Genomic DNA, 24,319 nt, shown 5'->3' with positions numbered 1-24,319 from the left:
CATAGTCATTTTACAGGAAGTTTCACACCCAGGACAATACCCGTTCTGAACAGGTCTTCACCCTTGATCATCACATCGGTCTTCACCTGCCAGAAGAGCTTCCAGCCGTGTCTGAGTGTATAGTTTTGCTCATAGCCGAGGTGGATGCCACCCAAGAACCTGTCAGTATCGCTACCTGCCGATGCTCCTATGCGCATGTTGCCATGGTGGTTGCGTCCTCTTGCCACACAGGGCTTATAGGCAAAGCCGAAACCATAACTGCGGTAGTTGTTCCAAAAACTCTCAGGACAGACATGACCGCACGATGCGCACTCGTTCCACTTGATATATCCGTTTGCAAAATACTCCCACGCATTGTGGTACTTCGTCTCATACTCGTAGGACAGCGTCACGTCCAGTCCTCGCTCATACAGGCATCCGAACCCCAAGGATATGCGGTCGCTATTCTGCTGCGCCATTGCCGGAGTCATGCTTGCCATAAAACAGATGACAACGAGTAAGGTATGCACAAGCCAATTCCTCACTCCTAATTCCTCATTCCTAATTCTCATTATTCCTCCTCCAACAGTATATGGTTAAACGAATCGGCAGACAGCACATCCTCATAGTCGATGCTGAGCGAGATGGTGCGTCCACTTATCTGTTTTTCCGACAGCTCGATGGTCAGCACCTTGTCGTTGGGGAAGGTCATCTTCTTCACCACAATCACGTTGCGATAGCCATACTTGAAGGTCTTCGCATCGTCCAACACAAGAGATGGGGTCAGTTCCACTATCTGCGCATTGGTAGCCTTGCTCTGCTTCTTGTCCGATAGTTTGATGCGCATCTCGTCGATGTCGAAGCGGATGTTGGTCTTGTTCTCCACGGAGAAGTCGATGAAGAAATATTCGCCCACGCTGTAGATGTTGTTCAGGCGCATTACCATGCGGTGCATCTTCGTCGCCACGTTGCGGTATTTGGCAGACGATGACCATATCTGACGTGCATACTTGGTCATGTCGGCAGTGGACAGGCTTACAGCGGGATTGTTGTAGGCATTGCGCTCCGAGCATTCTATTTCCTTATCGGTTACTGCCTCCTGCATCCTCGTGGTATAGAGCAGTGCATACTGCGTGCGGTAGCGTTCCGTCACGATTGTCACTATCGCCAACACCTCACCGTCGGCATACACGTTGTCCTTCGGCTTCAGGCGGATGGTGTTGTTGATGGGTTGGTCGCCCACCACCTTGTCTGTGGATATATCGACAAAGCGGATGGGTTCGGAGGCGGTGATGACGGTGGTCACTTGGTCGTTGACCGTCAGCTGCTCCATCTCCATGTAGGTGGTCTGCGCCTTGGCTGAAAGCACGCTCAGCGAAAGCAATGCACAGACATTCATTTTCTGAAAACAATTCATATTAGTTGATTTTTTGATGTTTATACTCTATGAGCCACCGTTCCCGACAATTCCGTTGTCGGGCAGTGTCTATTTCCTTTTCTCTTTCCCATTTACAAGGTAAACAAACGTCCCATACTTCAGCTTCACTTTGTTCTTCTTGATAGCCTTGCTGATGGCATTGCTTGTCTTCTGGTAGGCATTGGTCACGGCTTGCATTCCCCATTGCGAGAAACTGTTGTTCGCTCCACTCTGGTCGATGTTCATGTTGCTCTGCATAGCACCGCTCGCCACATCTTTCGTGGTCTCACGGAACTGGCTGCCGGGGACATACAGTCCCTCCAGTCCGTCCGTGTCATAAAGCGAAAGCGAAACCTTTATCAGCTCGTCATCCACAAGGATGGAGTTGATGCTACCCTTCACTCGCTGCGAACCGAAACCGCTCATGGTGGCATAGAGGTACGACCCTTTCTTCACCACGGTCTCACCAATCTCAATATCGTCCAACAGTCTCAGCCGCACCCTCGACCCGTCCGTAGCCTTCACGTCCTCGTCAATGATGGCCTTGATGAGCTTTGGCTCATGCTCGTTCTGCGTCAGGGTGTTGAAATAGTCCGAAGTCACCTTCACCTTCTTCACCACCTCCTGTGCCTTGTCCTCCTCGTCCAGTGCCTTCACCGCCTTGCTGTCCTCGGCAATCTGACCTTTCACCTCAATCTGCTCCTTGGGAGGCCCAGCCTGTGTGGTATCCTGGGCCACGGGGGCAACTGCCGCCTGTCCTCTCAGCCTCGCTTCGGCGAGTGCCTTGTTGAGTGCTTCGAGTGCTTCCGCTTCTCGCGCCTTGGCATCGGCCACTTCGGCTGCATCGTCCTTCTCTTCTGCCTGACGGACGAGTTCCGCAAGGTCTTCTTCTGTGTACTTGGATTCATACGCTTCTTTCTCTTCTTCGTTGTCACGCTCAATGTTATCAACAGCCGAATAGTCTGCTATGCGACCATACGACTTCGCCATGTTCTCATACTTGCCACCGATGCCGTCACCATTCTTAATCTGCGCTCCGGGCAGGTTGGGGTTCAGAAACTCGGTGGTCTGCAGGTTCTTGTCCTGCGTTTCCGCCACCTCCGTATTGAACATGTCAAAGACAAAATAGCCTGTGGCAATCAACGGGATGTACACGATGGCTGGCAGCATGTACTTCGGCTGACGGAAGTTTATCTTATCTGTTATTCTCATCGCTGTCTGATTTTGATGTTACTGACTTGTCTCGATTCTCCTCGTTGGTTCGATGCGTCACGGGAGGAGTGATGCAATGGGCTGCATTCATCATCTGCTTCATGCGCCCTTCCTGCCGCTCGATGGCACTTGCAGCCTCCGTCCGATGACCGTAATACCGCACCATCCTGTAGATGTTGATGCCGAAGCACGTGGCGACAAAGCCGAAGACGATGACGAGAAACAGCGTCTTGTGGGCATTGGCAAAGCCTTGCACCTTAGCCGCCGCACGGTCTATCCTCGCGGTCTTGGCAAACTTGCGCCCTGCCGCCACCTCCTTCTCATACCGCTTCTTGTACTTGGGGTCGTTCTTGTCGGGCATATCCTCGCCCACAAGCATCCGTCTGATTCCTTTTACACTCATACCGCTAGGATATTAGAAGTTTGACTTCGACTTCTGCTCAATATCCTTGTTGAGCAAGGTTCTCCAGTTCGTGATGAGCAGTCCATGAGGATTGTTCTCCGTCCTCGGCACGCGCTTCACCTGTCCCGCCGTCACCAATTCACGCATCAGAATATTGCTCCTTCGCTCTATCCTTTGCCTACCGTAGTAGGTGAACTCCATCTTCTCCTTGTTGAACTTGATGCTGTCGCAAAAGATGCTGAACACGGCACTCGTACCCATGATATTGTTGTAAAAGCCCTTTTCCTTCAGCGTATTGTACTGCGCCAAACCAGTTTCATCGACCAAATACATCGCCTTCTCCATCGAATAGCGGATGTACTTGTCATCGGGAGCAAGCGTAAAGAAGTAATGGTGGAACATCTCGATATGGCTCTTTGCCTCCACATCCAGCGTTTCCTCCATCGTGGTGCGGTTCACCAGTATGGGCACGTTGCCGTCCAATACATACACCTTTTGCTGCGCGTCCGTCACCATGCAGCGCGCCGTCCAGATGCTCGACACCGAGATGATGATGCAGCCCATGAGGAACGCAGAGCAGATGATGCCCACCAGCTTGATTTTGTTTTCTAAGTTCTTGATTACCATACGTTACTGCTTGTTTGAGGTCTGATTTCTCTTCATTCTCACATATTCACGGTGCAGGATGGTGTATATGTCCTTCTCAACTTCTTCCACCAGTTTGGCGTAATACTTGATGCAAGCCTCTACGTAGATGCCTTCGTATTTCAGTTGGATCCACACCCACCAGATGTCACGTTCACGTCTCCGTCGATTTCTGTAGATTTTGGCACGATGCAAGCGATAACTCAGGTAATCTACCATAGGCACTACATACTCGTCGTTATCCTCAAAGCCTTCTGCCATCTCCTCATACTGTGGGTCGATGTAGTTGTTTTCGGAATTGAAAAACTCTTCCTTTGCACGCTTGTTGGCAAACGCCATGAATTTCTCATCTTTGAGCCAACGCTCAATTTCATTTTTTGCTTTCATTTTTCTTGATGGTTACTTTTATTTGTTTCAATAGGAGGTGCGGTGACTCACCGCACACTCACATGTTATCTCATCACGGTCGCCATGGTTCCCGTAGCCGTCATCTTGGCTTGTTGTGCCACGCCCTCGCCGAAGTTTCGGGTTGAGAAGGCGGTGTCGCCCTCTGGTATCATCCATGCCGCAAGGTCGGGCACGAGGTTCAGGCATTTCAACGCCACGATGCTCGCTGCCATCAGATAGCCTGCCGAGAAGAACGAGTTTTGCAGATAGGCTGCCATCGTCTGCTCACTGGCGGTGATGGCCGTCAGGTTCTCTACCTGTATGCAGAGCACAATATCAAACAGCAACAGGACGTAGAAACCGACGAAGTAGAGCATGGCTCCGTAGAAATGAACTGTCAAATAACGGGTTAGCCACTTCGCCCACGCTCCTTCCCACTTGGGCAGCAACGAAAATGCCCATTGTATTGGACCGAATATAGTGAGCATTCCGAGCAATATCTGCTGACAGTATATCGTCGCCCACCAACCGATGCGGAACACGATCAGGGCTATCAGCATCACTATCTTGTCGATGCCCACCACGGCCCCTGCCGTCAGTGAGGTGAACCACAGTTTGCTGGCATCCTTCTCCATGTTGGTCACTTCGTCCACGCCCGTCTGCTCCATCGTCGCCTCTATCAGGTTGGGGTCTGATGTGCCCTTATGCGCCACGTCTGCCTGTGCCTGGAGGTCAGTGTACATCGAGTCCCTGACATATACCAACTGCTGCACCTCCTCAAACTTGTCGGAAATTTGGGTCGCCTCTGCCTCATAGAGGTCGTGGGTGTAACTGCCGATGCAATTGGGAATATAGGATAGAAAATCCAATACGCACCAGCTGCTGCCGCTGTTGGTCATGCCTGTGTCAGCAGGTGGGTACCACCAACAGAGGATGATGCTCACCACCAAGGGCTTGAACAGTTTCATCACGTCCAACGGTTCGTTCTTCACCATCATCTTGTAGGCCATGCTTGCCGCCACGATGATAGAGAACAGTGCCGCCAATGCCATACACATTTGGAGGATCCACCAGAACGGCCCTTGTGAGCCTGTGAAGGTGGCATCGGTCAGGAACTCGTTGGTCTGGAATATCACATCGTCAATCTCCTCTTCGAGGATGTTGATGCCGAAATCGCTGAGTATGTTGTCTGCCATCAGTGCCTGGTTCTATTGTTGATAATCTCTTTGATAAACTCTATGCCTTTCGGTGTCCATGACAGATAGAAGTGGTAGAAGCAGCGCATCCTGCCTGTGACATATACCGCAATGCCCTTGTCCTGAAGGTCTTCACGCAGTTTCCACATTCCATATTCCTTGGTGATGATGCCTTCCTCTTTGAGGGTCTTCACAATCTTGCCGTAGTAACTTCCGACATATTTGTGAAGCTTTGACATTGAAACTACCTCTAAATCAGATGGCATATAATGCTCATCAACGATGGGTGTCCTGCCGATAACGCTGATTCGCTTCGGCATCCTTGACATCTCCAACTGCCACTTGCCGTTTTTCCTCTTGGCGGCATAGAGACGTAACTGTATTTTTGATATTGATTCCATAGCTATTTCTTTATTTTATGTTCTTTCGATAACAGGAATGACTCCCACGCTCTTCAGTTTCTCATAGAGGAAGCGGCGACCTTTCTGTGTCCATTTGGTGTTCATGCGCACATCCTCCGTACCGTCCTTGTGTTTAATGAGGTAGGTCTCGCTGGTCACATAACCGCAGTCCTTGTAGTCGGCATACAGAATCCACTGCTTGCCACGCTGATACTGGATGTTCATCTCCTTCAGACGTCGGTTGAAGCGGATGGACGACTCGCCATAGTCCTGTGCTATCTGTGTGACCAGGACACTGCTCTTCGTGGCAAGGATGATGTCAAGGTAACTCACCTTGTCCTTCATCTCCGTCACCTCCTGTTGCAGGTCATCCACCTTGGATCCCAACTCAACGATGCGTGTCCTTTGGTGTTCACACTCCTGTTCGACAAGCAGACGCTTTTGTCGTTCTTCCTTCAGATTGACTGCTAACCGTATCAGGAAGTCTGGCTCTGCCAATGCCTTCTCGATGGTCTGCTGTGTCATATAGGCACCATGCTTGCGGATAGAGGGGAGCACCTCCGATGTCACCCACTTGCGGAAACGTTTGGCTTCGGGTTTGCGACTGTCAAGGATGACATCATACAGTCCGTCTTCATTGATAAAGTTTGTAACCTGTTCTCTTCCAAGACTATCCGAGATGGGGTACTTTGAAAGTACATCATCCGAAAGTCGTTGTACCAACTTGCTGGTTTTTAGTCCAAGAACTCTTGCCACATCAGCCAAACAGAACAAGGGTTGCTCTGGTGTTCCTGTGGTTCGGACTGCTCCAAATTCCTCGTTGTTGAAAATCTGAATATCGTTCATATCTCTATGCTGTTTTGTGATTATTTCTTCTCTTCCCTTATTTCTATCTGTTCACACTTTCTTCACCCTCACCGCTGTTGGCATCATCGCCGTCAGTGCCTGTCGAGCTCCTCACGCCCTTCATGTTTTCCTGCCAACGGCTCTTGGCATCGCTGATGATGCTGCCTTTATGTACTACACGGTCGTTGGTGGCTGCCAAGAGGGCGGTAGTCTGGCTTTGGGTGTTGAGCTGCACAAGGTATTTCAGTAGTGTCTCGTTCTGTGTCGTCAGGTCGGCATAGATGCTAAGATACTGCCGCTTTCTCTGTGCATTGGGCATATAGGCATCCTTGGTGGCTTTCACGGCACACTGGTACATATTGTACAGTTCCTCCCACCGACGCTTGTCGTTGATGGTGCCTCCTGTAGGGATGATATGGTCTATGTTCGCCTTCATCTTGTCCAACTGACCGTTGATCTTGCTGCTTTCGGCAAGCCAGGCGAGGTCTATCTGTCGGTCGGCTACGTTCAAGGCTTCCACCTCAGCACGCTTGGTGAGGGCAGAGTCTATCTTCTCCGCATCATCTACTTGGTTGTAGAGGTTGATGCCGGCAAGAGTGCGGAAACCTAACTTGTTCTTCTCTGCCGCTGTCTTCTTATAGTTGTTATGTAACAGCCAATAATAGAACTCAGGGGTGAGAGAACCGCCACCTGTCTCCATCACCGTTATCTGGTTCTGCTTGGAGGAGTCGTGGTTGTAGGTCACGCTCTGGGCTGTGGCTTTGATGGTGGTTGCTACCGCCATGATGAGTATCATTGTCTTCTTCATGTCCGTTCTTCTTTTGTTTACAATCCGTCAATAGTCAAGTTTTCCTGCCACTTTCCATCGGCTGAAGGCATCTTCCAGTATCTCTTCCTTCGTCCTCGTCCGATACACCTTCTCCTTCCAATAGCCCATGCGCAGCTGCACATACCGCCATGTCTGGAAGTAGGCTTGGTTCAGATGTTTTTCTATCAGGTCCAACGAATTGTTGATATTGTCCAACACCATCAGCAGGTCGGAAGTTGAACAGGCTGCCGCTCCTGTGGCATACAACACGAGGTCGTTGACGCTATGGTAGAGTTGGCTTCCTTCGTTGTATATGTTGTCGATGGCTTTCTTGTTGATGCTGATGAGCATCGTGTCAGCCAGTTCGATGTGTTTCCGCTTGATGACCTTATCATTGAAGTCCTCCAACAGGTTCTTGTAGTCACTGATGCGGTCGCTCACCGTCTGGTAGGTGCTCTTCACGTTCAGCACCGTGCGCAACGACTGGTACATCACATCGATGATGTCGAAGGCCCGGGTGTATTTGTCCAAATCCACATTCAGTTCCTTGTATTTGCCCACCTCTTCACTGCTGTATTCATGCAGCAGTTGATTGCTGTACTCCAAAGTGCTGCGTGCCAGCAAGAGGCTGCGCTGCTTCTTGTGGTCGTTGATGTATGCTTCCACCGATACCGCATCGAATCCCCATTGCGCCAAGGCTGTATTGGGGAAGAGGGTAATCAGCAGGAGAGCTATGATGATGGTATGTCTCATTCTCCGTTCCTCCCTCAGTTTTCGTTCTCGTTATCTTCACCATTCCCTCTGTTAGGGTCTGCATTCTCTCTCCATCGCTCGTAGCACTCTTCAATGAGTGTCCTTCTGCGACCTTGGTCTGCGTCGATTGAAGGAAGAATGTCCTTCAGCACGTCAATGATGCTGCGCTTGTAGTGCATCATTTTTTCTAATGATACCAAGTCGGCGTAAATCTTGGTGATACGGCTATCTACTTCACGGGCTATCTCCAGACGGTCGCTCGACCAGAGCAGGTGTATTACATCGTCATTGTCGGCGGTCTGGGTTGCCTCGCTCTTGGCATATTCTGTGGTGATGCTGCACGACGGGAACTCCTGGGCTATCTCCGAGATACGGCTGTTCACCTGCCTCGTCTTCTCCTCGTCAGAGGCATTCGGGTCAAGGGTCAGCACATCCACCACCTGTGTGTCGGTGTATTCCGAGGTCAGCTCCCACGATATTTGCAGTATCGCACGGTGTATCTTGATGCCAAGGAAGTACTTGGGCTTCCTTGCAATGGACAGTGTCGCCTTGAAGGTGATAATGCCGTTGATGTTGGGCATGGTGGCAGTTCGGACGTAGGTGTAGCCGTTCCACGAACCGGCACCTTGCCACGTGAGATTGTAGGCTGACTTCACATCCTGCATGATGGCAGGGATGCGGTAGTAGTCATCGGTGGAGGTGGCATTGTCGTTAGCCGCCTCGCTCTTGGCATTCTGTATGTCTGCCAACTGCTGCTGCCATGTCGCCAATTCCTTCTTCAGGTTGTCTATCTTCGTCTTGTTGACATTATGTTGCTGCCGCAAGGCAGGGGCTTCCTCCACAGAGGCATTGGCTATCTGCGTGAGCAGGTTCCTGTTCTCTGTCTCCAACTGGCTTATCTGCGCCTCCAACAGGGCTATCTTGCTATTCGCCTCACGTTCCTTCTCGTCCAGTTCCGATAGGTCGAGATTATTTTCTGATACGCTTGTCCTCATGGCGCATTCCTTGCTGTGGGCATTGAGCGAACCGCCGCACTCACGGCACTTGTACTGCGTGCTGCCCTGTCCGAGGGTGACACCGTCCGAACAGGTGACGCTGATGGTCACGCTCTCCACGCCCTTCAGTTTGGCGGCATCGGTGGCTTGATAGTAACGGCGTGCGTCACTGCCGATGTAATAGACATAGCCCTCCTCGTTGTCGTTATACTCCGAGAGACGTGCCTGCAACTGACGCTTGAAGGTATTCAAGTCCATGCTGTAGGAGTCGAAGACATCCTCATACACCTCTTCCACGTTGTTCCAGCTCTTGGTAACGTGTATCTCGTAGGCGTAGGCCTTCTTGGTCTGCTTGCCGCCACGGCTGATGATGTACGACGACATCCAATAGTTCATCGTATAGGTGAAGCCGTCGCTCTGGGCGTTGAGCTGCTGCACACGGCTGCGGCTCCATCCGGCATGGTTCTCCGAGTTGGCCAGTATCTGCTCTCGCTGCGTGCTGTTAGGGTAGAAGTTGGGGTCGGAGGTGTTGATACGATACCAATGGTCACCGTTCAGAATACTGTTGTCATCGGTCGGCGGATAGTAGTCACAGAGGCTTACGCTGCCTTGGTCTCGTCGGGCAATGTACCAACGCTGTGTATAGTAGTTGCCCTGCGTCTCGCTCAGATAGTCTGTCATCCACGAGGTGATGTTGTAGTTGGAGAGGTCGAAGAGGGCTGCCACGTTGTCCTCGCCACCCACCAGACTAAGGAGTGTGCTGCCGATGCCGTTCTCTGCCTGTTCATAGAGGTCATGGTAGTTGTCATAGATGTCGATGATTTTACTCACCTTGCCATTGAAAAGGTCGTTGAAGGCACTCTGCTGCAAGAGTGCGCCTGATGCCCCGTTGATACCTGCCGTCGCCAACGATGCTCCCATATTGTAAAGCGTCTCGATGTCGGCGGTGAGGTTCTCCACGGTGAAGTTGCCGGGCACACTGGCGATGTCATCCAACAGCTGCTGCCAATCTACATTGCCTATCTCCGAGAGTTTGAGGATGGCGGCTATCTCTTGGTTGATTTCCAAGAACTGAATGTCGGCAAAGGTCAAGCTACTGTTGGTCACGACACTCTCAAACTGCATACACAGCGACTTTGTGTCGGCGCATATCTTCATCAGGTAACTGCCCCAGTAGAGGGCGGTCTGCGGACTTTTCAGCATCATTCCTGCCACCGTCCATATCTTGGGCATAATCTTGTTCGCCACCATATTGTGGATGCGGCGGTAATAGTAGTTCTCCGTGCTACTGCTCCAAATGCCGAGGTCGGTGAATGCCTTGCGCTCCAAGAACTTGGCAGCGAAGATGCCGGCAGTGGCAACCTCTGCGGCATTGTAGTGCTTCAAGATTTCGCCCACCTGCTCGTTATAATAGCTCTCTGCCATAGCTCCAGCACCGAATGCGGCAGCCATGGCGGCAACGATCTGCTTGTCGTAGTTCACGCTGTAATACTGCGCATGAACCCTTCCCACGACAAGTGTAAGACACATATATATTATAATAAGGTATAAACGTCTCATTGCTTCACTACTTTACGTTTTTACTACTTTCAGTTTCTACTATTCCACTACTTTACTACTTGTAGTATTTACTATTGGTAGTATTCACTACTAATCGTATTTACTACTAATCGTAAATACTACCCAGCCACCGTTCCCGAAAGTTTTGCTTTCGGGCATCTGGGCTTTACGTCTATTCCGGGATTTCCGTTTCCATCAATCAGCCCCCGTGCTCGCCGTGTCAGCGGCGAGTGGCTCCATCGTCCGTCAAATTGAGCACATGCCCCGCCTCATTGACCTTCTGCGCAAATGCCAACGACTTCCCGATGCCACTGGCATCCCAATCTCTGCAATACCGCTCGATAGCCTCCTGATGTCTGCACTTCAGTTCATGCTTATAGAGTTTCAATGCCTCCTTCTCAGCTCGCTCGGTGGTGTAGGTCATATAGCACTCGTGCGGCTCCTCCACACCATACACTCCGCTCGTCGATCCACGTCGGATAAACACCTCACGGAAGAAACTTCTTCCCTCCTTGTTATCCAAGCGGTTGACAGTGAATATCTTCTTGCAATCCACATCCGTCAATCCTAATATCGCCTTGATCTCGTCGAATCGCTCACGAAATTTGCTTTGGTCGAGCAGCATCACCACGTCGGAGTTGTTGATGATGGCTTCCTTCACGATGGGACTGCCGATGATGTCCTGTATCTCCTGTGTCACTACGCCCACGCTCGCCCAGAACTTTCGGGCTGTCTTGTATAGGTACTTGATGTACTCGGCCATCAGCGGCGAGGCGATGGCTTTCCATGCCTCCTCGATGACAAGGCACTTGCGGTTCTTCTTCAGGCGCATCTTCTGCAGGAACACGTCCATGATGATGAGCGTCACGATGGGGAAGAGCTGCTTGTTCTCCTTGATGGCATCCACCTCGAAGACGATGAAGGTCTCGTCGAACAAGGTGCTATCCACGTTCTCGTTGAGAATCTTGTCGTACTTGCCGCCACGGTAGAAGTTTTGGAGCATATAGGCGAAGTTGTCGCAGTCGATGGTGGTGATGTTGTTCTCGATGCAGATCTGGTCGAGACGCTCACAGGCGAACTCATAGAATGAGTCGAAGGAGAGGGTCTTCACGCTCAATGCCATGCGCCGTTCCTCCAGTCCCTTGATGAGTTTCTCCACCTTGTCGTGTATCTGCGTCAGCTCCGTGCCGCGCCGCTTCTCCATGGTGGAGAGGTTTTTTCTCAGTGTCTCCTTCTGTGAGGAAGGATAGGGCTGCACACCGTTGAAATAGAAATCGTAATACTCCGTCACCAACTGCTCCACGACACGGAACTCCAGTTCGGGTATCTGCGTCTCCGAGCCTTTCCATATCAGCAGTATCAGGTTCTTCAGGAAGTCTATCTTCTCAATGTTCAGCTCCCGCTTGCTGATGTTGAAGGGGTTCATGGTGATGGGCTTGTCCTCCGTATAGGCGATGTACTTGCCGCCCACATACTCGCAGAGTCCCTCATACGAGTTACCCGTATCGACCATGACGATGTCGGTGTTCTGCTCCCACAACTGACGCACCACGCTGTTCATGTGGAACGACTTGCCGCTGCCCGAAGGACCCAAACAAAAAAAGTTCGAGTTGTCGGTCAGCTTCTCCTTTCCCTCCTTTCCTGTGATGTCGATGGCTACGGGCACACCTTGGCGGTCGGTATAGTATATCTTCAGCGGGGTGTCCTCATTATGCACGATGCGCTCCTTGTACATCAGACAGGTGGCGGCATCGCCGAGGGTGAGGAATCGGTCGTAGTCGGCATTCATGCCATAGCAGTTGCCGGGGAAAGAGTTGACGAACAGCTCCAACTGGTTGTAGGCCCGCTTGCTGATGTGGATGCCCATGCGCGAGAAGGAGTTTTCGAGATGGTTGGTGCATTTCTGTATGTCGGTGTCGCCGCTCACTGCCACCACGAGGTTGTAGTGGGTATAGACGAGCTGCTTGCTCTCACGGGCTATCACCTCCTGCACACGCTTGATGTCCTCTACAGCCATCAGGTTGCTGGGGTTGGGCATGGAGGCATGGCGGTTTTTCTTCTTGTCGAGTAGGGCAAGCTCACGCTTCTGGTTGGGCACGAACACCATCTGGTTGAACACCACGCAGTCGGCTCCGGGCACGCTATCGACGATGCTCACGAGATCAACGGGCATACTGGTGTTGTTCACCTCGATATTTGCGTAGGGACGGATGACCGACGGCAAGTTGGCATAATCCACATCCACAAGGCTATACACCTTGCAGCTACGGTCCCCCATGCCGATGGTCTCGTCATCGACCTTGAAGTTGGTCATCGACACCACCTTGTCACGGAAGTTCATGGAGAAGAAACGGTCCACATACTCGCAGGCTTCCGTTTTGCCGAGGAATCGGGACTTCACGCCGGCATCCCTCAGCTGGTCGTGCACCTTGCGTATCTTCACCAAGAAGTCACGCCATTTCTTGTTGTCGAACGACATCAGACGGCTCTTCTTGTTCTCCTGTGTGATGGTGAGGTAGCAGACGCTGTCGGTAAAGGGTCTGCCGTTGAAATAGCGGAAGTAACTCTCGCTCAGGAACTCATGATTTCCACCGTTCTCTTCCTTGAATGCCTTCCTCACAAACACGTCCTGCTTGTGCAGCGCATAGCCTTCGCCCAAGGTCTGGGCAAGGGCGGCGAAGAGGTGGGTGAACTCATAGTAGGCCTCGATGTTGGCGGAATACTTCTGCACAGGGTTCTCCATCTTCAGAACAGCGGAGTATTCGCCCGTCTTGGTATAGAGCACGCCGATGCCATCCACTTCCTCGATGGAGAAGTAGATGTCCTGGAAGATGCGCTTGCGCTTCCCTCCCGTGCCGAATGCCTTGACACTGATGGCCATGCCCACGCAGATGGCTGAGAATATGAGTATGATGTATAGGGTCATTGTTCTTTTTCTTTTTTAATCGCAAAAAGGCGGGCGCACCCTCATGCGTGATGCCCCCACCTCCATTCACTTACAATCATTGATAGCTTTCCACTTGGACATAATGGATTCTCTTTTTTGTTTTACACTTTCTTTGAATAGGCATAGATGAATATGCCGTTGTCACTCTTCTTGCTGTGCAAGCCCTTGCGCTGCTTCATGACGATGAGAACGCCACCGACAGCTACGGCGAGGACTAGCAGCACGAGTCCTGCCACGAAACCGAAGATGCAGTAGCCGAGGATGAAACCCGCAACGGCTCCTCCTGCGGTGGCTGCCGCCCAGTAGATGTAGCGTCCCTGCAACCCGAAGAACTCCAATGGACGTTGCAGTCCCTTGAAAATGGGATAATCCGGAAAACGCTCTTGCTTTGTATCTGCCATAACTGTCAGTGTTTTAACGTTCTACATACTCACAATCTCACGCTGCGTTTAACCTCCAATGCCGAAGAACAGAGGCAGTGCCTGGGCTGCTGCAATGAGGAAAATACATGCGCCGACGACCATCATGATCTTCTTCTTGACGTCCTGTTCCTCGTTGTGTGGGCTAAGCACCCAGCGCCATACCCACCTTGCGGTGGGCGGTTTCCGAGTACTCGCCCCCAAACCGTACTTACATGTCTCCATGTATACGGCTTTCCATTAGTAACATTACTCTTTACCATAGTTCTGAATCATAGAGTTGCAGTCCTCACAGACAACCAGTGTCTTGCGATGTCTTTTGAGCATCAGTTTCTCCCACTCATTATTGCCTTTCAGCTTGGTGAGAGTCCTCACATGATGCATGACTACTTTTCCTTCCTTACCACATAGTTCACATCTGCCATCCTTCAACCTTTCCACAAGGCTCGGATATGGCACGTACATGGTCTGTGGCAGTTTGTCATAGTCAACATCGAACTGAGCATTTCTCTTTTTGAAACCCTCATTGTAGAAGACTCTGTATTTCTGCTTTCCCTTGGCATCGTTGTACGGAATGACAAAGTCCTTGTCCTTCTGATACTTCTGGCGAACTTTCCTTGCGGAAGTGTTCAGTTTCCAGCCAAGTGTCTTGAACATACTCATCTTCATAATGAAGGCGAAAGATGCACATTCTTTGGACACGTTTGCAGCAAGTGAATAGTAGTTGTAAAGTCCTCTGGTTTCCGCATTGTATTGGGCAAGAATATCTTCGGGCTTCATTGGAGTCATATATCTGCGAGGCTTTGACCACCAAATGTCTTTGCCATCAATGTTTCTGACCTCCAACGCGTTGTACTCAGTGAGCTTCTTTTGTATCACAGCCGAGTTAAGGGTTAACACCACTGCGCCGTTGAAGTCTCTTTTGAGAACTCCGTCCTTATTCCTTTTCACTGCGTCTGACTTTCTGATGAAGATTTCATATCCAAGGAATTTCGCCTTGTCTTGTGCGTGTGTTATCAAAGTTTTCTCATCAGACAATTCAAGTTTGAGTTGTTCTCTCATGAATTGGGTGATGTCCGCTTTGATGGTCTCGCATTCAGACTTGCTTCCGATAACCGATATAAGGAAATCGTCCGCATACCTTACATACTGCATTCTTCTAAAGTCCGCATCCATTGCATCCTTGTGAGGAGTGGACAGCATCTGTTTGCTCAGTTGGGCAATTTCATACAGATAGCTTTTCCGTATCTGCTCATCGGATGTTTTCTGCAACTTCTTTTTCAGCCAGTTCTTCTTATTGTTCAAACGCCAGTATTCGGGATTGATGCTGCGTCTGTCACCTTTGCGGAATTTGGCTGCGTACTCCTTGATGTACTTGTCGAACTTGTCAAGGTAGATGTTAGCCAGCATGGGGCTGATTATTCCACCTTGCGGAGTTCCTGAGTACGTCTTGTTGTACTTCCAGTCCTCCACATACCCTGCATTGAGGAATTTACGGATAAGTCTGAGGAAGCGTTCATCTGATATGCGTTCACGAAGAATGCTAATCAGTACGTTGTGGTCTATGTTGTCAAAGAAGCCTTTGATGTCTCCCTCGATAAACCACTTTGCTCCCGCAAAAGACTTCTGTATCATACCCAATGCCGTGTGGCAGCTTCGATGCGGTCGGAAACCATGTGAAGTGCCTTCAAAATGACCTTCATAAATAGCTTCAAGCAGCAGTCTAACTACCTCCTGCACCAATTTGTCCTCGAATGAGGGAATACCGAGCGGACGTTTCTTGCCGTTCTTCTTCGGTATGTACACTCTGCGTGCAGGGTGGGGTTGGTAACTTTCGTCCTTTAAGGACACAATCAATCTTTCAATCCTTTCAAGACTCATCTCATCGATGGTCTTGCCGTCAGTTCCGGGTGTCATGTTGCCTTGCTTCGCATAGATGCGTTGGTAGGCTACAGCGAACATCTCTTCACTGAACAGATACCGATACAGTCGCTCGTATTTATAATCCGAACTTTGACTGTGGTCACTTAGAGCTTTTAATACTCTTTCTGATTTTTCCATACGTCTTACACGTTTTCAAAATTTGTATTAAAACATTACTAACTGTTCCCCTTCGCCATGTACAAGGCATTACCTTGCTCGGACTACTATGGGAACTCCGTTACCATATTGGATATTCAGAGCCAAAGCCCATAGCCACTTTCATGGCTTTCCAACTTAGGTAATCTCCGTTTAGCTGTATGATAACTATTAGCACGACAGATTGTCGGATACGACTTCCGCCCTTTTCTCCGCTTACTGCGGTTGCGTTGTGGCTGGTTCTTTGCTATAACACCAATGACGTTGTCTTAGTGCCACAATGCGACGTTTGTAAAAGCCTTCCGTCGCAGCTACATCTTTTGCCGCTGGGCTATCGTTCAATCAGTATGGACTTTATCCTCATATCTGTCTTTCTCCCTCGCAATTCAGTCGCAGTCTGGCTTTTGACTGACTTATTGCTTTCCCAAAGTGCTATTTTCACCTTTAGGTTTCCCCTCGGGCTTATTTGGGTGGAAGTAGATCACTTGAACCCTGACCTATCCTCTTGCTAAAGAGGAATTTATCATGCAACCATTACGGACGCACTCATGGCGATGTAAACGCTTATGGCTCCGACAATTGCAACGACACCTGCAATGGCATAGCAGAGCTTCACCACGATAGGTACATACTTGGCAATCTCCTCCGTCACTGTGGTAAGCGCGGTCGTTCCTGCCGAGTAGTCGCCGGCTGCGTTCTGTGCCATTGCTGCGGTGGTGCCGACAAGCAACATCAGGGCGAGCGTTTTCATGCGCTGTGAAGAGAAGAATCCCTTCACCTTCTTGTTAATCCTTTCAAACATTCTTTTTACCTTTTAATTTGTTACACTTTGAGTTATCTTATCTCGTATCACCTGTATCTCAAATCTGATAACCGAAGAAAGCGGGGAAGACGATGGTCGCTCCTATGAGGAACAGGCAGGCTCCCACCAGCATCATGATGTTCTTCTTCACTCCTTCTTCGCCCGTATTCATCTTTATATATATCTGCAAGGCGCTGACTATGACCACGATGCCCGCCACTGCATAGCACAGATAAACGATATAGAGCATCATCGTCACGGCATAGTCATGGGCACTCGCAAGTGCGTCCGCTCCCCAGCTGTAGTCCACGTTGCCACACTTAGCACTGGCCAGAGCTGGGGTTAAAGCGGCATATAATGATAGAAATGCACTTCTTGTTTTTGACATCATATCTCATTATTGAGTGATTCCACCTTGACCATGTCACGTCCATTGTGACGAAGACCGCGGGCGATGATGGTGTTGTTCAATTCTTCCGAATACATGGGGTCGGAATAGGTGGTATTCACTTCCTCCATCTTCTTCTCGATTGCGCTTTGTATCTTTTCAAGCACATGAGGCTTGCTCTCTTCCGCAGTGGCGGCTGCCTCCTCTGTAGGCTCTGCAAGCTGCTTCTCCTCGTAGGCTGTCTCATATTGGTTGTCGCCTACGCTGAAACCACCGTCGCTCTCGCTGACCGCTATCGACTCTTCCTCGTCGGTCATGTCACTGACATCAAACGACTCGCCCTGTGACTTCTCGTCCTTGGGCTTTCCGTACAGATCCTGCACGATGATGACCGTATAGTAGATGACATAGATTATGGTCACGACAATGGCGAATATTACAAATGACTTCATATTTTCAAGTTTGATTTTACTATGGTTTGGCTTATTGCCGATGCAAAGGAACTACCTTTTCTTCAATCTTAAACCGAAATGACTTTCCGCGGAGCCAAATCTTAACTCTAATTTTGATTACACTCGCAATCATACTCAAAAATCAAACTCGAAAGGCACAAAAAAAGCCCTTCCGATAGGGAAGAGCTTGTAAAGAGGGTGGATGAAAAAAATGTGGATGGCTATATGGTCAGGTACTTGCCATGGGAGAAGTCCTGATGTTCGTTAGAGAAAACATAGCCCAACTGGTTGGACAAGCATTGGGTGTTGCCTATCCTGGCATCGATGTTGGTGTGCGAATGTCCGTATATCCAATAGTCTATGCCGCTATCGGTGATATAGTCCTCCAACTCTACGGTGAACGCCACGTTTGCCTTGCTGCCTTGAAACTTTGGGTGGAGCATACGGAACGATGGTACATGATGGGTGACAACAATCTTATGGGCTGCTTGCGAATATGCCACTGCATCCTTGATAAAGGTGAGGCAACGTTCATGCTCAGCATTGAATTGGGCATGGGTCATCAGCTCACCTTTATATAATATACGGCGGAAGTCGCTTATCACTTGCTCGGTGAAGTAAGCGTCCTCCAAAGGAATCCTCGACCAAAGGGTGGAGAGGATGATGTCGGTGTCGCCAATCCTCGCAATACCGTTGTAGTGGCTGAATACATTGGGACGTACCTCCAAGAGATAGCCGTCGGGCAGTGTCGCCACATCATAATATTTGTAGAACTCATGGTTGCCCATGCAGCAATGCACCTCCTTGTAGTTCTCCGATGCCCAGTCCCAAAAGGGATGCTTGGAGTAGTTGTCATCGCCGAGATAGCCGATGTCGCCGGCAAGCAGCAGTATGTCGCCCGTCACCTCCAAGGGGTGGGCTTTCAGATACCGCCAATTGTCGGCAAACTCCAGATGCAGGTCGGATGCGTATTGTATCTTCATATTGGTCATGCTTCTATAAACAATTCATCCAGTTGATCTAACAGTCCGGTCACAAATGCCTCGTCTTGACCGAGTGACTTTGACAATGGTTCTGCGAGAGTTGACCAGTCGGCTCTGATGGAGGCGACAAACTCCCTTATACATGCCACTATTGAAGCAGGAGCCTCAATGTTGTCCTCAGTCATTATGACCACATTTTTCAGGATGTCCGAACGGTGCTTCTTGATGTCTTTGGTGTTCACATGCTTGCCGTCCCGCTTGTCTGCCATGAGATTTAGGTAGGCTCTTGCCTTCAGTGCTATCAAGGCAGCGGAATTGGCATGGCGTATGCCATCAGTCAGTTGGCTGTGTGCGATAGTAAAGTGATAGTAATCATCGTCCATGATGATGGCACTAAGACTCGACACATCTTCATCGGTCGGGATAGGTTCTATGACAAATCCCTTTGGCTCTCCAAGCACGTCGGGGTGGCGTGACAGCAGTTCTATCATCTCGGGATAGCCGTCTTTACCATCAAGGAAACGATACATTTCATACCTTGGTGGCTCACCAGCCTCCTGTTTCCTCTTTTCAGGTCGATAGCCAGCCTCCCGCACAAACTGCCAGAAGCGATTGGCGAAAGCCTCGGTCATGTTCTCTACGATGACTATCATGTCGATGTCGTGTGTGGCGCGTGGACGCACCACGGTATTGGTCATGGTGATGTCACAGGCTGCTCCGCCTATCACCACATAGTTTTCTGAGTATTCCGCAAATGCTTCACGGAACTTGACTAATCCTTCCATTTCTGTTCACTGATTATTCGTTCTACTTCTTTTTCTACTCTCGGATCATCATCATCTCTCAACGAAAGGACAAGGGAAAGGCGATCAACCCACTGGCTTTTGTCGCCCATTTTGCTGACAACAGGGTATTTCCATACCTCTATGATATAGTTGCCGTCATAGATGTTGGGATTCTCCATGACATCAGCCGACTTGACGGCACGATATTCCTTGCTTGTCATCATTATCATCTCTTCCCGGTCACGATTAAGCATGGAATAATGTGCCAGGGCATTGATGCCGCATACGGGGTATTCCGCATCCAAGCGTATGTCATCGCAAAAGATGCGGTTCTCCACAGGTGACAGCAAGACGTTCTGAGCCTTGTCCCACAGTTCCTTGCCCTTCAACTCGAAGTGTACCACCTTGCTGCGCTGTCCGTTCTGAATCTTTTGACACAGTCCTACATCTTCAAGACAGGTGACACCCAACGTGACGCTTTCGTAAGAATATGGAAGCAACGGTGCAATATCCCTTGGCGACATTCCTTCAATACTGCCCACCTGTAGGTGATAGAGTAGTATGTATTGCGCCACAGGGGTCAATACTTCGGCAATCTTCCTGTTGCTTGTCTTCTCCAATGCTATGATGCCTGGCAGATGGGCATATTCCTCGGACATGACAAAGAAGACTCCTTTGTCTGCCAGTCTGTGTCGCTCGTAGGTGGGTCCGGGCGCAAGGATAAACACCGCAGGCAGTCCCAGGGCTTCGGTCAACCGCTTGCCCGTGATGGCGCAAGTCCGTGGAGAGGGATTGCCCTTCTTGGGCTCAACGAACAGCAGGGGCGTGCCTTGGTATGTGCCATCATAGAAACGGTATGAGAGTTTCTCGCCAACCGTGATGCCTTTCAGGCTTTCCTTGGCACGAGGTTCCACCTCAAAGCGTCTGCCCAATATCCTTATTTCTTTTTTCAATTCCATTCTGCTACATTTTAATAATGTATTAAAACGATGCAAAAATAAGGATAATAATTGAGAATCAAGCATGTTTGGGCGAAAAAGTGCAGATTTGATATGTAATTTCAATGCATTTGAGCCATTTTTGCATCAAATGATGGTGTTTTCGTCTTTATAATGTCATTCAGATGCCGTTCGTTTCTTCCTCATCAGATAGTCGTTGACATCCTTGTAGTCGGCATATCTGAAGGACTCGTCCGTCACCCTGTACTCGAATACATTGCTGATGCTCTCAACCGTCTTGCGTCCTGCCTGGTCGTTGTCGAGGAAGCAATGGATGTGGGTGTAACGGTCAAGGTAATGCAATGCCTGTTTGAGGTTGGCGACTGAGTTCAGTATCATATAGTCGCAAGGGCTTTCAACGACAAACCATCGGTCTTGCTGTTTAACGAGGGTCATATAAGCAAGGAAGTCCATGAAGCCCTCAAAGACCAGACAACCGTTTTGCCACTCGTTGAACGTATGGGCAAGCAGGGTGATGTCCTTATGCCCGATGCAGCCCTTGAAATAGGGATTGCGCACCTCATGTCCTTCACTCAGATTGCCAAAGGCAATGCCATAGTAATGTTTTTGCTCAACCTTGTAGTGTATCTCCCTGCAATACATCCTGCCAATGGTGATGTCTATCCGTCGGCTACTGAAATAGGACAGCAGAGAATGGTTGCTCAGTGGGAGCAGCTTCACATCGTTCATCTTGGTTGTCGTGTATTCCTTGGCTGCGATAGCGGTCTCGATTGCCTTATCCACAGTGGCAATACTCTTGGACGCAAGGTAGGCAAGGGCATCGGAAACGGATTGTTTGTTATACATACGCTTTACCAGCTCCACAAGGTCACCGCCCTCCTTAATGGCGTAGTCGTACCACAGGTTCTCCTTCTTGCTGACCTTGAACGATGCGGTCTTCTCGTCCCTGAAGGGTGACAGATACCAGTAGGCATTGCCCTTCTTCTTTTTCAGCGTTACATTCTCCTTGTCTAAGAAGTCTATAATGCTCAGTTTCTTCGATTGTTCAATATTCATTGTACTTTCATTTGTTCGGTTTTACTTTGTCCATGGAAACAGTTTACTTTACCCTTTCTCCTATATAGGCACACCCGTAAACTAAACCATTTGCTAAACTACTTTTCCGCTTCCCAATTCAGCCTCCGATTTCGGTTTACTTTGGCCTTATTTCTTATATATAGGTACGGACGTAAACTAAACTGGTTTCTGAACTGTTTTTATTCCTCTTCATGGAACAGGTCAATCTCGGCAGGTGTATATCCGAAATAGTAATGATTATCCCGCTTCACTATGAGCTTTTGCTCGTTAATCAGGTATTTCAGCATTTTGATGATGACGCTTCTGCCACGCTTAAAGCCAATGTCTGCATAGGCTTGCGTTAATTCCTCCACCATGCGATCGAATCCTTTGATAGGTTTCTCCTTGAATGCAGCCGTCAGCGCCTCGTTATGCTGTTCGGATGTCAAGTCTTGGTAAGTAAACCTTGACGGTTGCTTGTCACCTTCTTCCTTCTCCGGCGTGTGCTCGACAATCTCTGGCAACCCTTCCTCATTGACTGTAAAGGCAAACGGCTTGAACTCCTTCTCACGGATGTGCATCGCCTTCACCTCGCTGATGTCGGGATTGGTGGTGCTCTTGGTGATGACAAGCACCGTCTCTGCCTTGTTGTTCATCTCCGTACCGATATGCCCGCGCACGTTATTGTCGCCCTTGTTCTGATGCAATACGCAATGGATGTGCAGGTCATACTTTGATGACCATTCCATCATCTTGTTGATGACCTCGACCGATTCTCCCGCATTGTTGATGTCGAGAAGCAGGTCTCTGATTCCGTCGATGATGACCAGTCCATAGCTTTGGTCTTGGGCAAGCGCATAGTCTATGACCTCTATCCTGACGGAGGGCGTGTACTCTCTCAGACAGATAAAGTCAAGGTTCTCGTTGTCGATGCTTGTAGGTAGACCAGCGAGCTTCAGGATGCGCTCCAGCACATTATGGCAGTGATAGCGGCTCTGCTCCGTATCTACATACAGTATCTTGCGTTTCCCCTCTGGCAGACTGGCGCGATAGTTCAGTACCTTGCCGTTGGCGAGGGAAGCGGCTACCAAGGCAGACACGTTGAAGGTCTTTTTCGCCTTTGCCTTACCAGTAGAAGCACTGAAGTTGCCCAATGTGGCTATGCTGGAATTATCAACCCATATAATCTGAGGAGGTGTTTTATAAGTATCTGTTGCCTTTATCAACGATTCGCTCAATATGCGATTGAGACGCTGTACTCCTTCCTCTTTTGAGTTAGGCTGTACATGTTTGTTATTTTCTTCCATTTTCATTCTTTCGGATTATCAATTTCTATTTTCGTTACCATTCCAATGACCTCTTGTTTGTTTTGGAGCAGCCACTTGTCGATTTCTTCTCTATTAAAATACAGCATTTTTCCCCTTGGCTTATAGTGTGGAACTTCTTTTGCGGCTGTAAGTTTGTATAGCAGGCTTTCAGAAACACCAATATACTTACATGCTTCGTCAAACCCCAAGACGGTTTTGGTCTGCTTGACCATCTTCTCCAATTCCTCGATTCGCTCTATTAGTTTGTCAATAGGTCCCAAAGCCTCCAAACTGTCTTCTATTGCGACAATTCGCTCATAGAGTCTAAAATGTCTTTCATTCATGTGTCACGTACCTTAATTAAATTGTTTACAGACAGTAGCACGGTTATATTAGCCGTCTATTCTTTCTTTGTGTAGATAGTACATATTCCTCTGCTTCTCTTTGAATCTCGTTCTTCGATTTGCCCTTGGTTCCTTGAAGCCATTCATCTATCTCAGATTTGAGGAACATGATGCGTTTGCCTCTCTTGTGAAACGGTATTTCCCGATTGCTTGTCCAGCAATATATGGTATGCTCTACCGGATGTGTTGGGAGATAAGCACATAATTCAGCAACCGTAAACCATGTTTCTTCTTTTTCTGATTGAACAAGTTCATATATACCATCAATCTTGTCTTCTAATGATGACAGCTTTTTCAGTACCCCCGTTATAGCGTTGGGAATATCTTCAAATCTTATACTATTTTCTTCCATGCTAATTATTTTTTATGATTTTTGATGCAAAGTTATGGGGAGACTGTCACTAAATAGAAAAAGTAACGTGATAGTAAGGCAGTATCAACCAAACTATCACGTTTTTACTTTCATTTAGCAGAATTATTGTGATTTATTCCTCTCTTAATATCTGTTCGATGGATTTGCAGATGGCATATTGACTTGCTGTCATGGAAACGTTTCTTCTTATCCTTGAAAGAGAAGAGGAAAGACAACTTGAAGTTATGAATTTCTCTGTTCCATCCTTTTTGATACTGGTTAAGAAGCGACCTTCTCCCATGACATATTGCCAATTATTGTTTATCAAATGGTATTGAGCCATAGCGTCAAACAGTACGGCTACATTACGTACATTCTTTACACGGATAGATGCGTCCAAGTCGCACTTGAATAGGCGACACAACTCGCTACGCACATCACTGTTGTCGGCAAAATCAAATATGTCGTGACTTTGGACAAGTTCTACCAACAAATCCATCTGTCTGTCTGACAATTGGCATCCCAAAGTGAGGATGGACGATTTCTTTCGGGTAAGGATTGGCAGACCAGTACCCACATGTTGAAGAAACAACTCAATAAGTTCCTGCTTGGAATAATCTTCTTTTTTCTTGATTATTGACACACACTTAGAGTCTCTAAACAAAGTACCAATAATGCCAATTGCCATCTGTCGCGAGTTCTTACAACGTGCACAATCACAGTCAATATATTGGTGACTGCGCTCAAATAGTTCTATGAAGTACTCTGTCTTCATATGATTCTT

Annotated in this window: 26 protein-coding genes and 1 pseudogene; all 27 read right to left on the bottom strand. The window is 48.9% G+C overall.

Features of this window, described 5'->3' with window-relative positions:
* Positions 1-5: 5 nt before the first annotated feature.
* The 27 genes and pseudogenes from INE92_RS01455 to INE92_RS01325 all read right to left on the bottom strand — a co-directional run bounded on the left by INE92_RS01455 (position 6) and on the right by INE92_RS01325 (position 24,310).
* Entirely contained in the window at positions 6-479 is a 474-nt protein-coding gene (locus INE92_RS01455) for a hypothetical protein (protein WP_425285375.1), read from the bottom strand.
* A gap of 71 nt (positions 480-550) precedes the next feature.
* Positions 551-1,396, bottom strand: coding sequence for a conjugative transposon protein TraN (gene traN, locus INE92_RS01450; RefSeq protein WP_005816133.1), 846 nt, complete (start codon positions 1,394-1,396; stop codon positions 551-553).
* 69 nt (positions 1,397-1,465) lie between these two features.
* Entirely contained in the window at positions 1,466-2,608 is a 1,143-nt protein-coding gene (traM, locus tag INE92_RS01445) for a conjugative transposon protein TraM (protein WP_005816128.1), read from the bottom strand.
* The gene (locus INE92_RS01440; protein WP_005816127.1) at positions 2,592-3,011 is read right to left on the bottom strand and encodes a hypothetical protein; all 420 of its coding nucleotides are present in this window, start codon (positions 3,009-3,011) and stop codon (positions 2,592-2,594) included. Before INE92_RS01440 ends, traM begins: the two co-directional genes overlap by 17 nt.
* 12 nt (positions 3,012-3,023) lie before the next feature.
* Positions 3,024-3,638: a conjugative transposon protein TraK gene (gene traK / locus INE92_RS01435; RefSeq protein WP_005816126.1), complete on the bottom strand. Its 615-nt coding sequence runs from the start codon at positions 3,636-3,638 to the stop codon at positions 3,024-3,026.
* A gap of 3 nt (positions 3,639-3,641) precedes the next feature.
* Complete coding sequence (locus INE92_RS01430; RefSeq protein ID WP_005816123.1) at positions 3,642-4,043, bottom strand: hypothetical protein; 402 nt, start codon at positions 4,041-4,043, stop codon at positions 3,642-3,644.
* A gap of 65 nt (positions 4,044-4,108) precedes the next feature.
* Positions 4,109-5,239 carry a hypothetical protein gene (locus INE92_RS01425; protein ID WP_005816122.1) on the bottom strand — a complete coding sequence of 377 codons (1,131 nt, stop codon included), beginning with the start codon at positions 5,237-5,239 and terminating at the stop codon, positions 4,109-4,111.
* Positions 5,239-5,640, bottom strand: a complete 402-nt coding sequence (locus tag INE92_RS01420) for a hypothetical protein (RefSeq protein WP_005816121.1) — start codon at positions 5,638-5,640, stop codon at positions 5,239-5,241. The genes INE92_RS01425 and INE92_RS01420 overlap by 1 nt, the downstream gene beginning before the upstream one ends.
* 15 nt (positions 5,641-5,655) lie before the next feature.
* Entirely contained in the window at positions 5,656-6,486 is an 831-nt protein-coding gene (locus INE92_RS01415) for a phage antirepressor (RefSeq protein ID WP_005816120.1), read from the bottom strand.
* Between the two features lie 43 nt (positions 6,487-6,529).
* Positions 6,530-7,294, bottom strand: coding sequence for a DUF5045 domain-containing protein (locus INE92_RS01410; RefSeq protein WP_005816119.1), 765 nt, complete (start codon positions 7,292-7,294; stop codon positions 6,530-6,532).
* Positions 7,295-7,321: 27 nt separating this feature from the next.
* Positions 7,322-8,047: a hypothetical protein gene (locus tag INE92_RS01405; RefSeq protein ID WP_005816118.1), complete on the bottom strand. Its 726-nt coding sequence runs from the start codon at positions 8,045-8,047 to the stop codon at positions 7,322-7,324.
* Positions 8,048-8,061: 14 nt separating this feature from the next.
* Positions 8,062-10,602, bottom strand: a complete 2,541-nt coding sequence (locus tag INE92_RS01400) for a hypothetical protein (protein WP_005816117.1) — start codon at positions 10,600-10,602, stop codon at positions 8,062-8,064.
* 220 nt (positions 10,603-10,822) lie between these two features.
* A complete protein-coding gene (locus tag INE92_RS01395; RefSeq protein WP_008021336.1) occupies positions 10,823-13,528 on the bottom strand; it encodes a TraG family conjugative transposon ATPase in 2,706 nt (901 codons plus the stop codon).
* A 122-nt stretch (positions 13,529-13,650) separates the two neighbouring features.
* Positions 13,651-13,950, bottom strand: a complete 300-nt coding sequence (locus INE92_RS01390; protein ID WP_005816074.1) for a DUF4133 domain-containing protein — start codon at positions 13,948-13,950, stop codon at positions 13,651-13,653.
* A 48-nt stretch (positions 13,951-13,998) separates the two neighbouring features.
* A complete protein-coding gene (locus INE92_RS27070) occupies positions 13,999-14,193 on the bottom strand; it encodes a DUF4134 family protein (RefSeq protein ID WP_121765382.1) in 195 nt (64 codons plus the stop codon).
* 24 nt (positions 14,194-14,217) lie between these two features.
* Positions 14,218-16,029, bottom strand: a complete 1,812-nt coding sequence (locus INE92_RS01380; protein ID WP_004289323.1) for a reverse transcriptase/maturase family protein — start codon at positions 16,027-16,029, stop codon at positions 14,218-14,220.
* A gap of 562 nt (positions 16,030-16,591) precedes the next feature.
* A pseudogene (locus tag INE92_RS01375) lies at positions 16,592-16,849 on the bottom strand (DUF4134 family protein); the annotation flags it as partial.
* A 58-nt stretch (positions 16,850-16,907) separates the two neighbouring features.
* A complete protein-coding gene (locus INE92_RS01370; protein WP_005812854.1) occupies positions 16,908-17,240 on the bottom strand; it encodes a DUF4134 domain-containing protein in 333 nt (110 codons plus the stop codon).
* A complete protein-coding gene (locus tag INE92_RS01365) occupies positions 17,237-17,620 on the bottom strand; it encodes a hypothetical protein (protein ID WP_232305833.1) in 384 nt (127 codons plus the stop codon). The genes INE92_RS01370 and INE92_RS01365 overlap by 4 nt, the downstream gene beginning before the upstream one ends.
* A gap of 290 nt (positions 17,621-17,910) precedes the next feature.
* The gene (locus INE92_RS01360) at positions 17,911-18,681 is read right to left on the bottom strand and encodes a metallophosphoesterase (protein WP_007837351.1); all 771 of its coding nucleotides are present in this window, start codon (positions 18,679-18,681) and stop codon (positions 17,911-17,913) included.
* The gene (locus tag INE92_RS01355) at positions 18,678-19,325 is read right to left on the bottom strand and encodes a hypothetical protein (RefSeq protein ID WP_227191525.1); all 648 of its coding nucleotides are present in this window, start codon (positions 19,323-19,325) and stop codon (positions 18,678-18,680) included. Before INE92_RS01355 ends, INE92_RS01360 begins: the two co-directional genes overlap by 4 nt.
* A 119-nt stretch (positions 19,326-19,444) precedes the next feature.
* A complete protein-coding gene (locus tag INE92_RS01350; RefSeq protein ID WP_005812863.1) occupies positions 19,445-20,416 on the bottom strand; it encodes a hypothetical protein in 972 nt (323 codons plus the stop codon).
* A 156-nt stretch (positions 20,417-20,572) separates the two neighbouring features.
* The gene (locus INE92_RS01345) at positions 20,573-21,472 is read right to left on the bottom strand and encodes a toprim domain-containing protein (protein ID WP_005812865.1); all 900 of its coding nucleotides are present in this window, start codon (positions 21,470-21,472) and stop codon (positions 20,573-20,575) included.
* A gap of 200 nt (positions 21,473-21,672) precedes the next feature.
* Positions 21,673-22,779, bottom strand: coding sequence for an AAA family ATPase (locus INE92_RS01340; RefSeq protein WP_005812867.1), 1,107 nt, complete (start codon positions 22,777-22,779; stop codon positions 21,673-21,675).
* A 2-nt stretch (positions 22,780-22,781) separates the two neighbouring features.
* Positions 22,782-23,123 carry a helix-turn-helix transcriptional regulator gene (locus INE92_RS01335; RefSeq protein WP_005812869.1) on the bottom strand — a complete coding sequence of 114 codons (342 nt, stop codon included), beginning with the start codon at positions 23,121-23,123 and terminating at the stop codon, positions 22,782-22,784.
* Positions 23,124-23,166: 43 nt separating this feature from the next.
* The gene (locus INE92_RS01330) at positions 23,167-23,535 is read right to left on the bottom strand and encodes a helix-turn-helix domain-containing protein (protein WP_004320284.1); all 369 of its coding nucleotides are present in this window, start codon (positions 23,533-23,535) and stop codon (positions 23,167-23,169) included.
* A 133-nt stretch (positions 23,536-23,668) separates the two neighbouring features.
* Positions 23,669-24,310 carry a hypothetical protein gene (locus INE92_RS01325; RefSeq protein ID WP_005812872.1) on the bottom strand — a complete coding sequence of 214 codons (642 nt, stop codon included), beginning with the start codon at positions 24,308-24,310 and terminating at the stop codon, positions 23,669-23,671.
* Between the last annotated feature and the right edge of the window lie 9 nt (positions 24,311-24,319).

Origin of the sequence: Bacteroides xylanisolvens (genome assembly GCF_018289135.1) — a bacterium.
Classification (GTDB): Bacteria; Bacteroidota; Bacteroidia; order Bacteroidales; family Bacteroidaceae; genus Bacteroides; species Bacteroides xylanisolvens.
The sequence above is the reverse complement of the archived record's forward strand: the minus strand, read 5'-3'. Positions and strand labels throughout refer to the sequence as shown.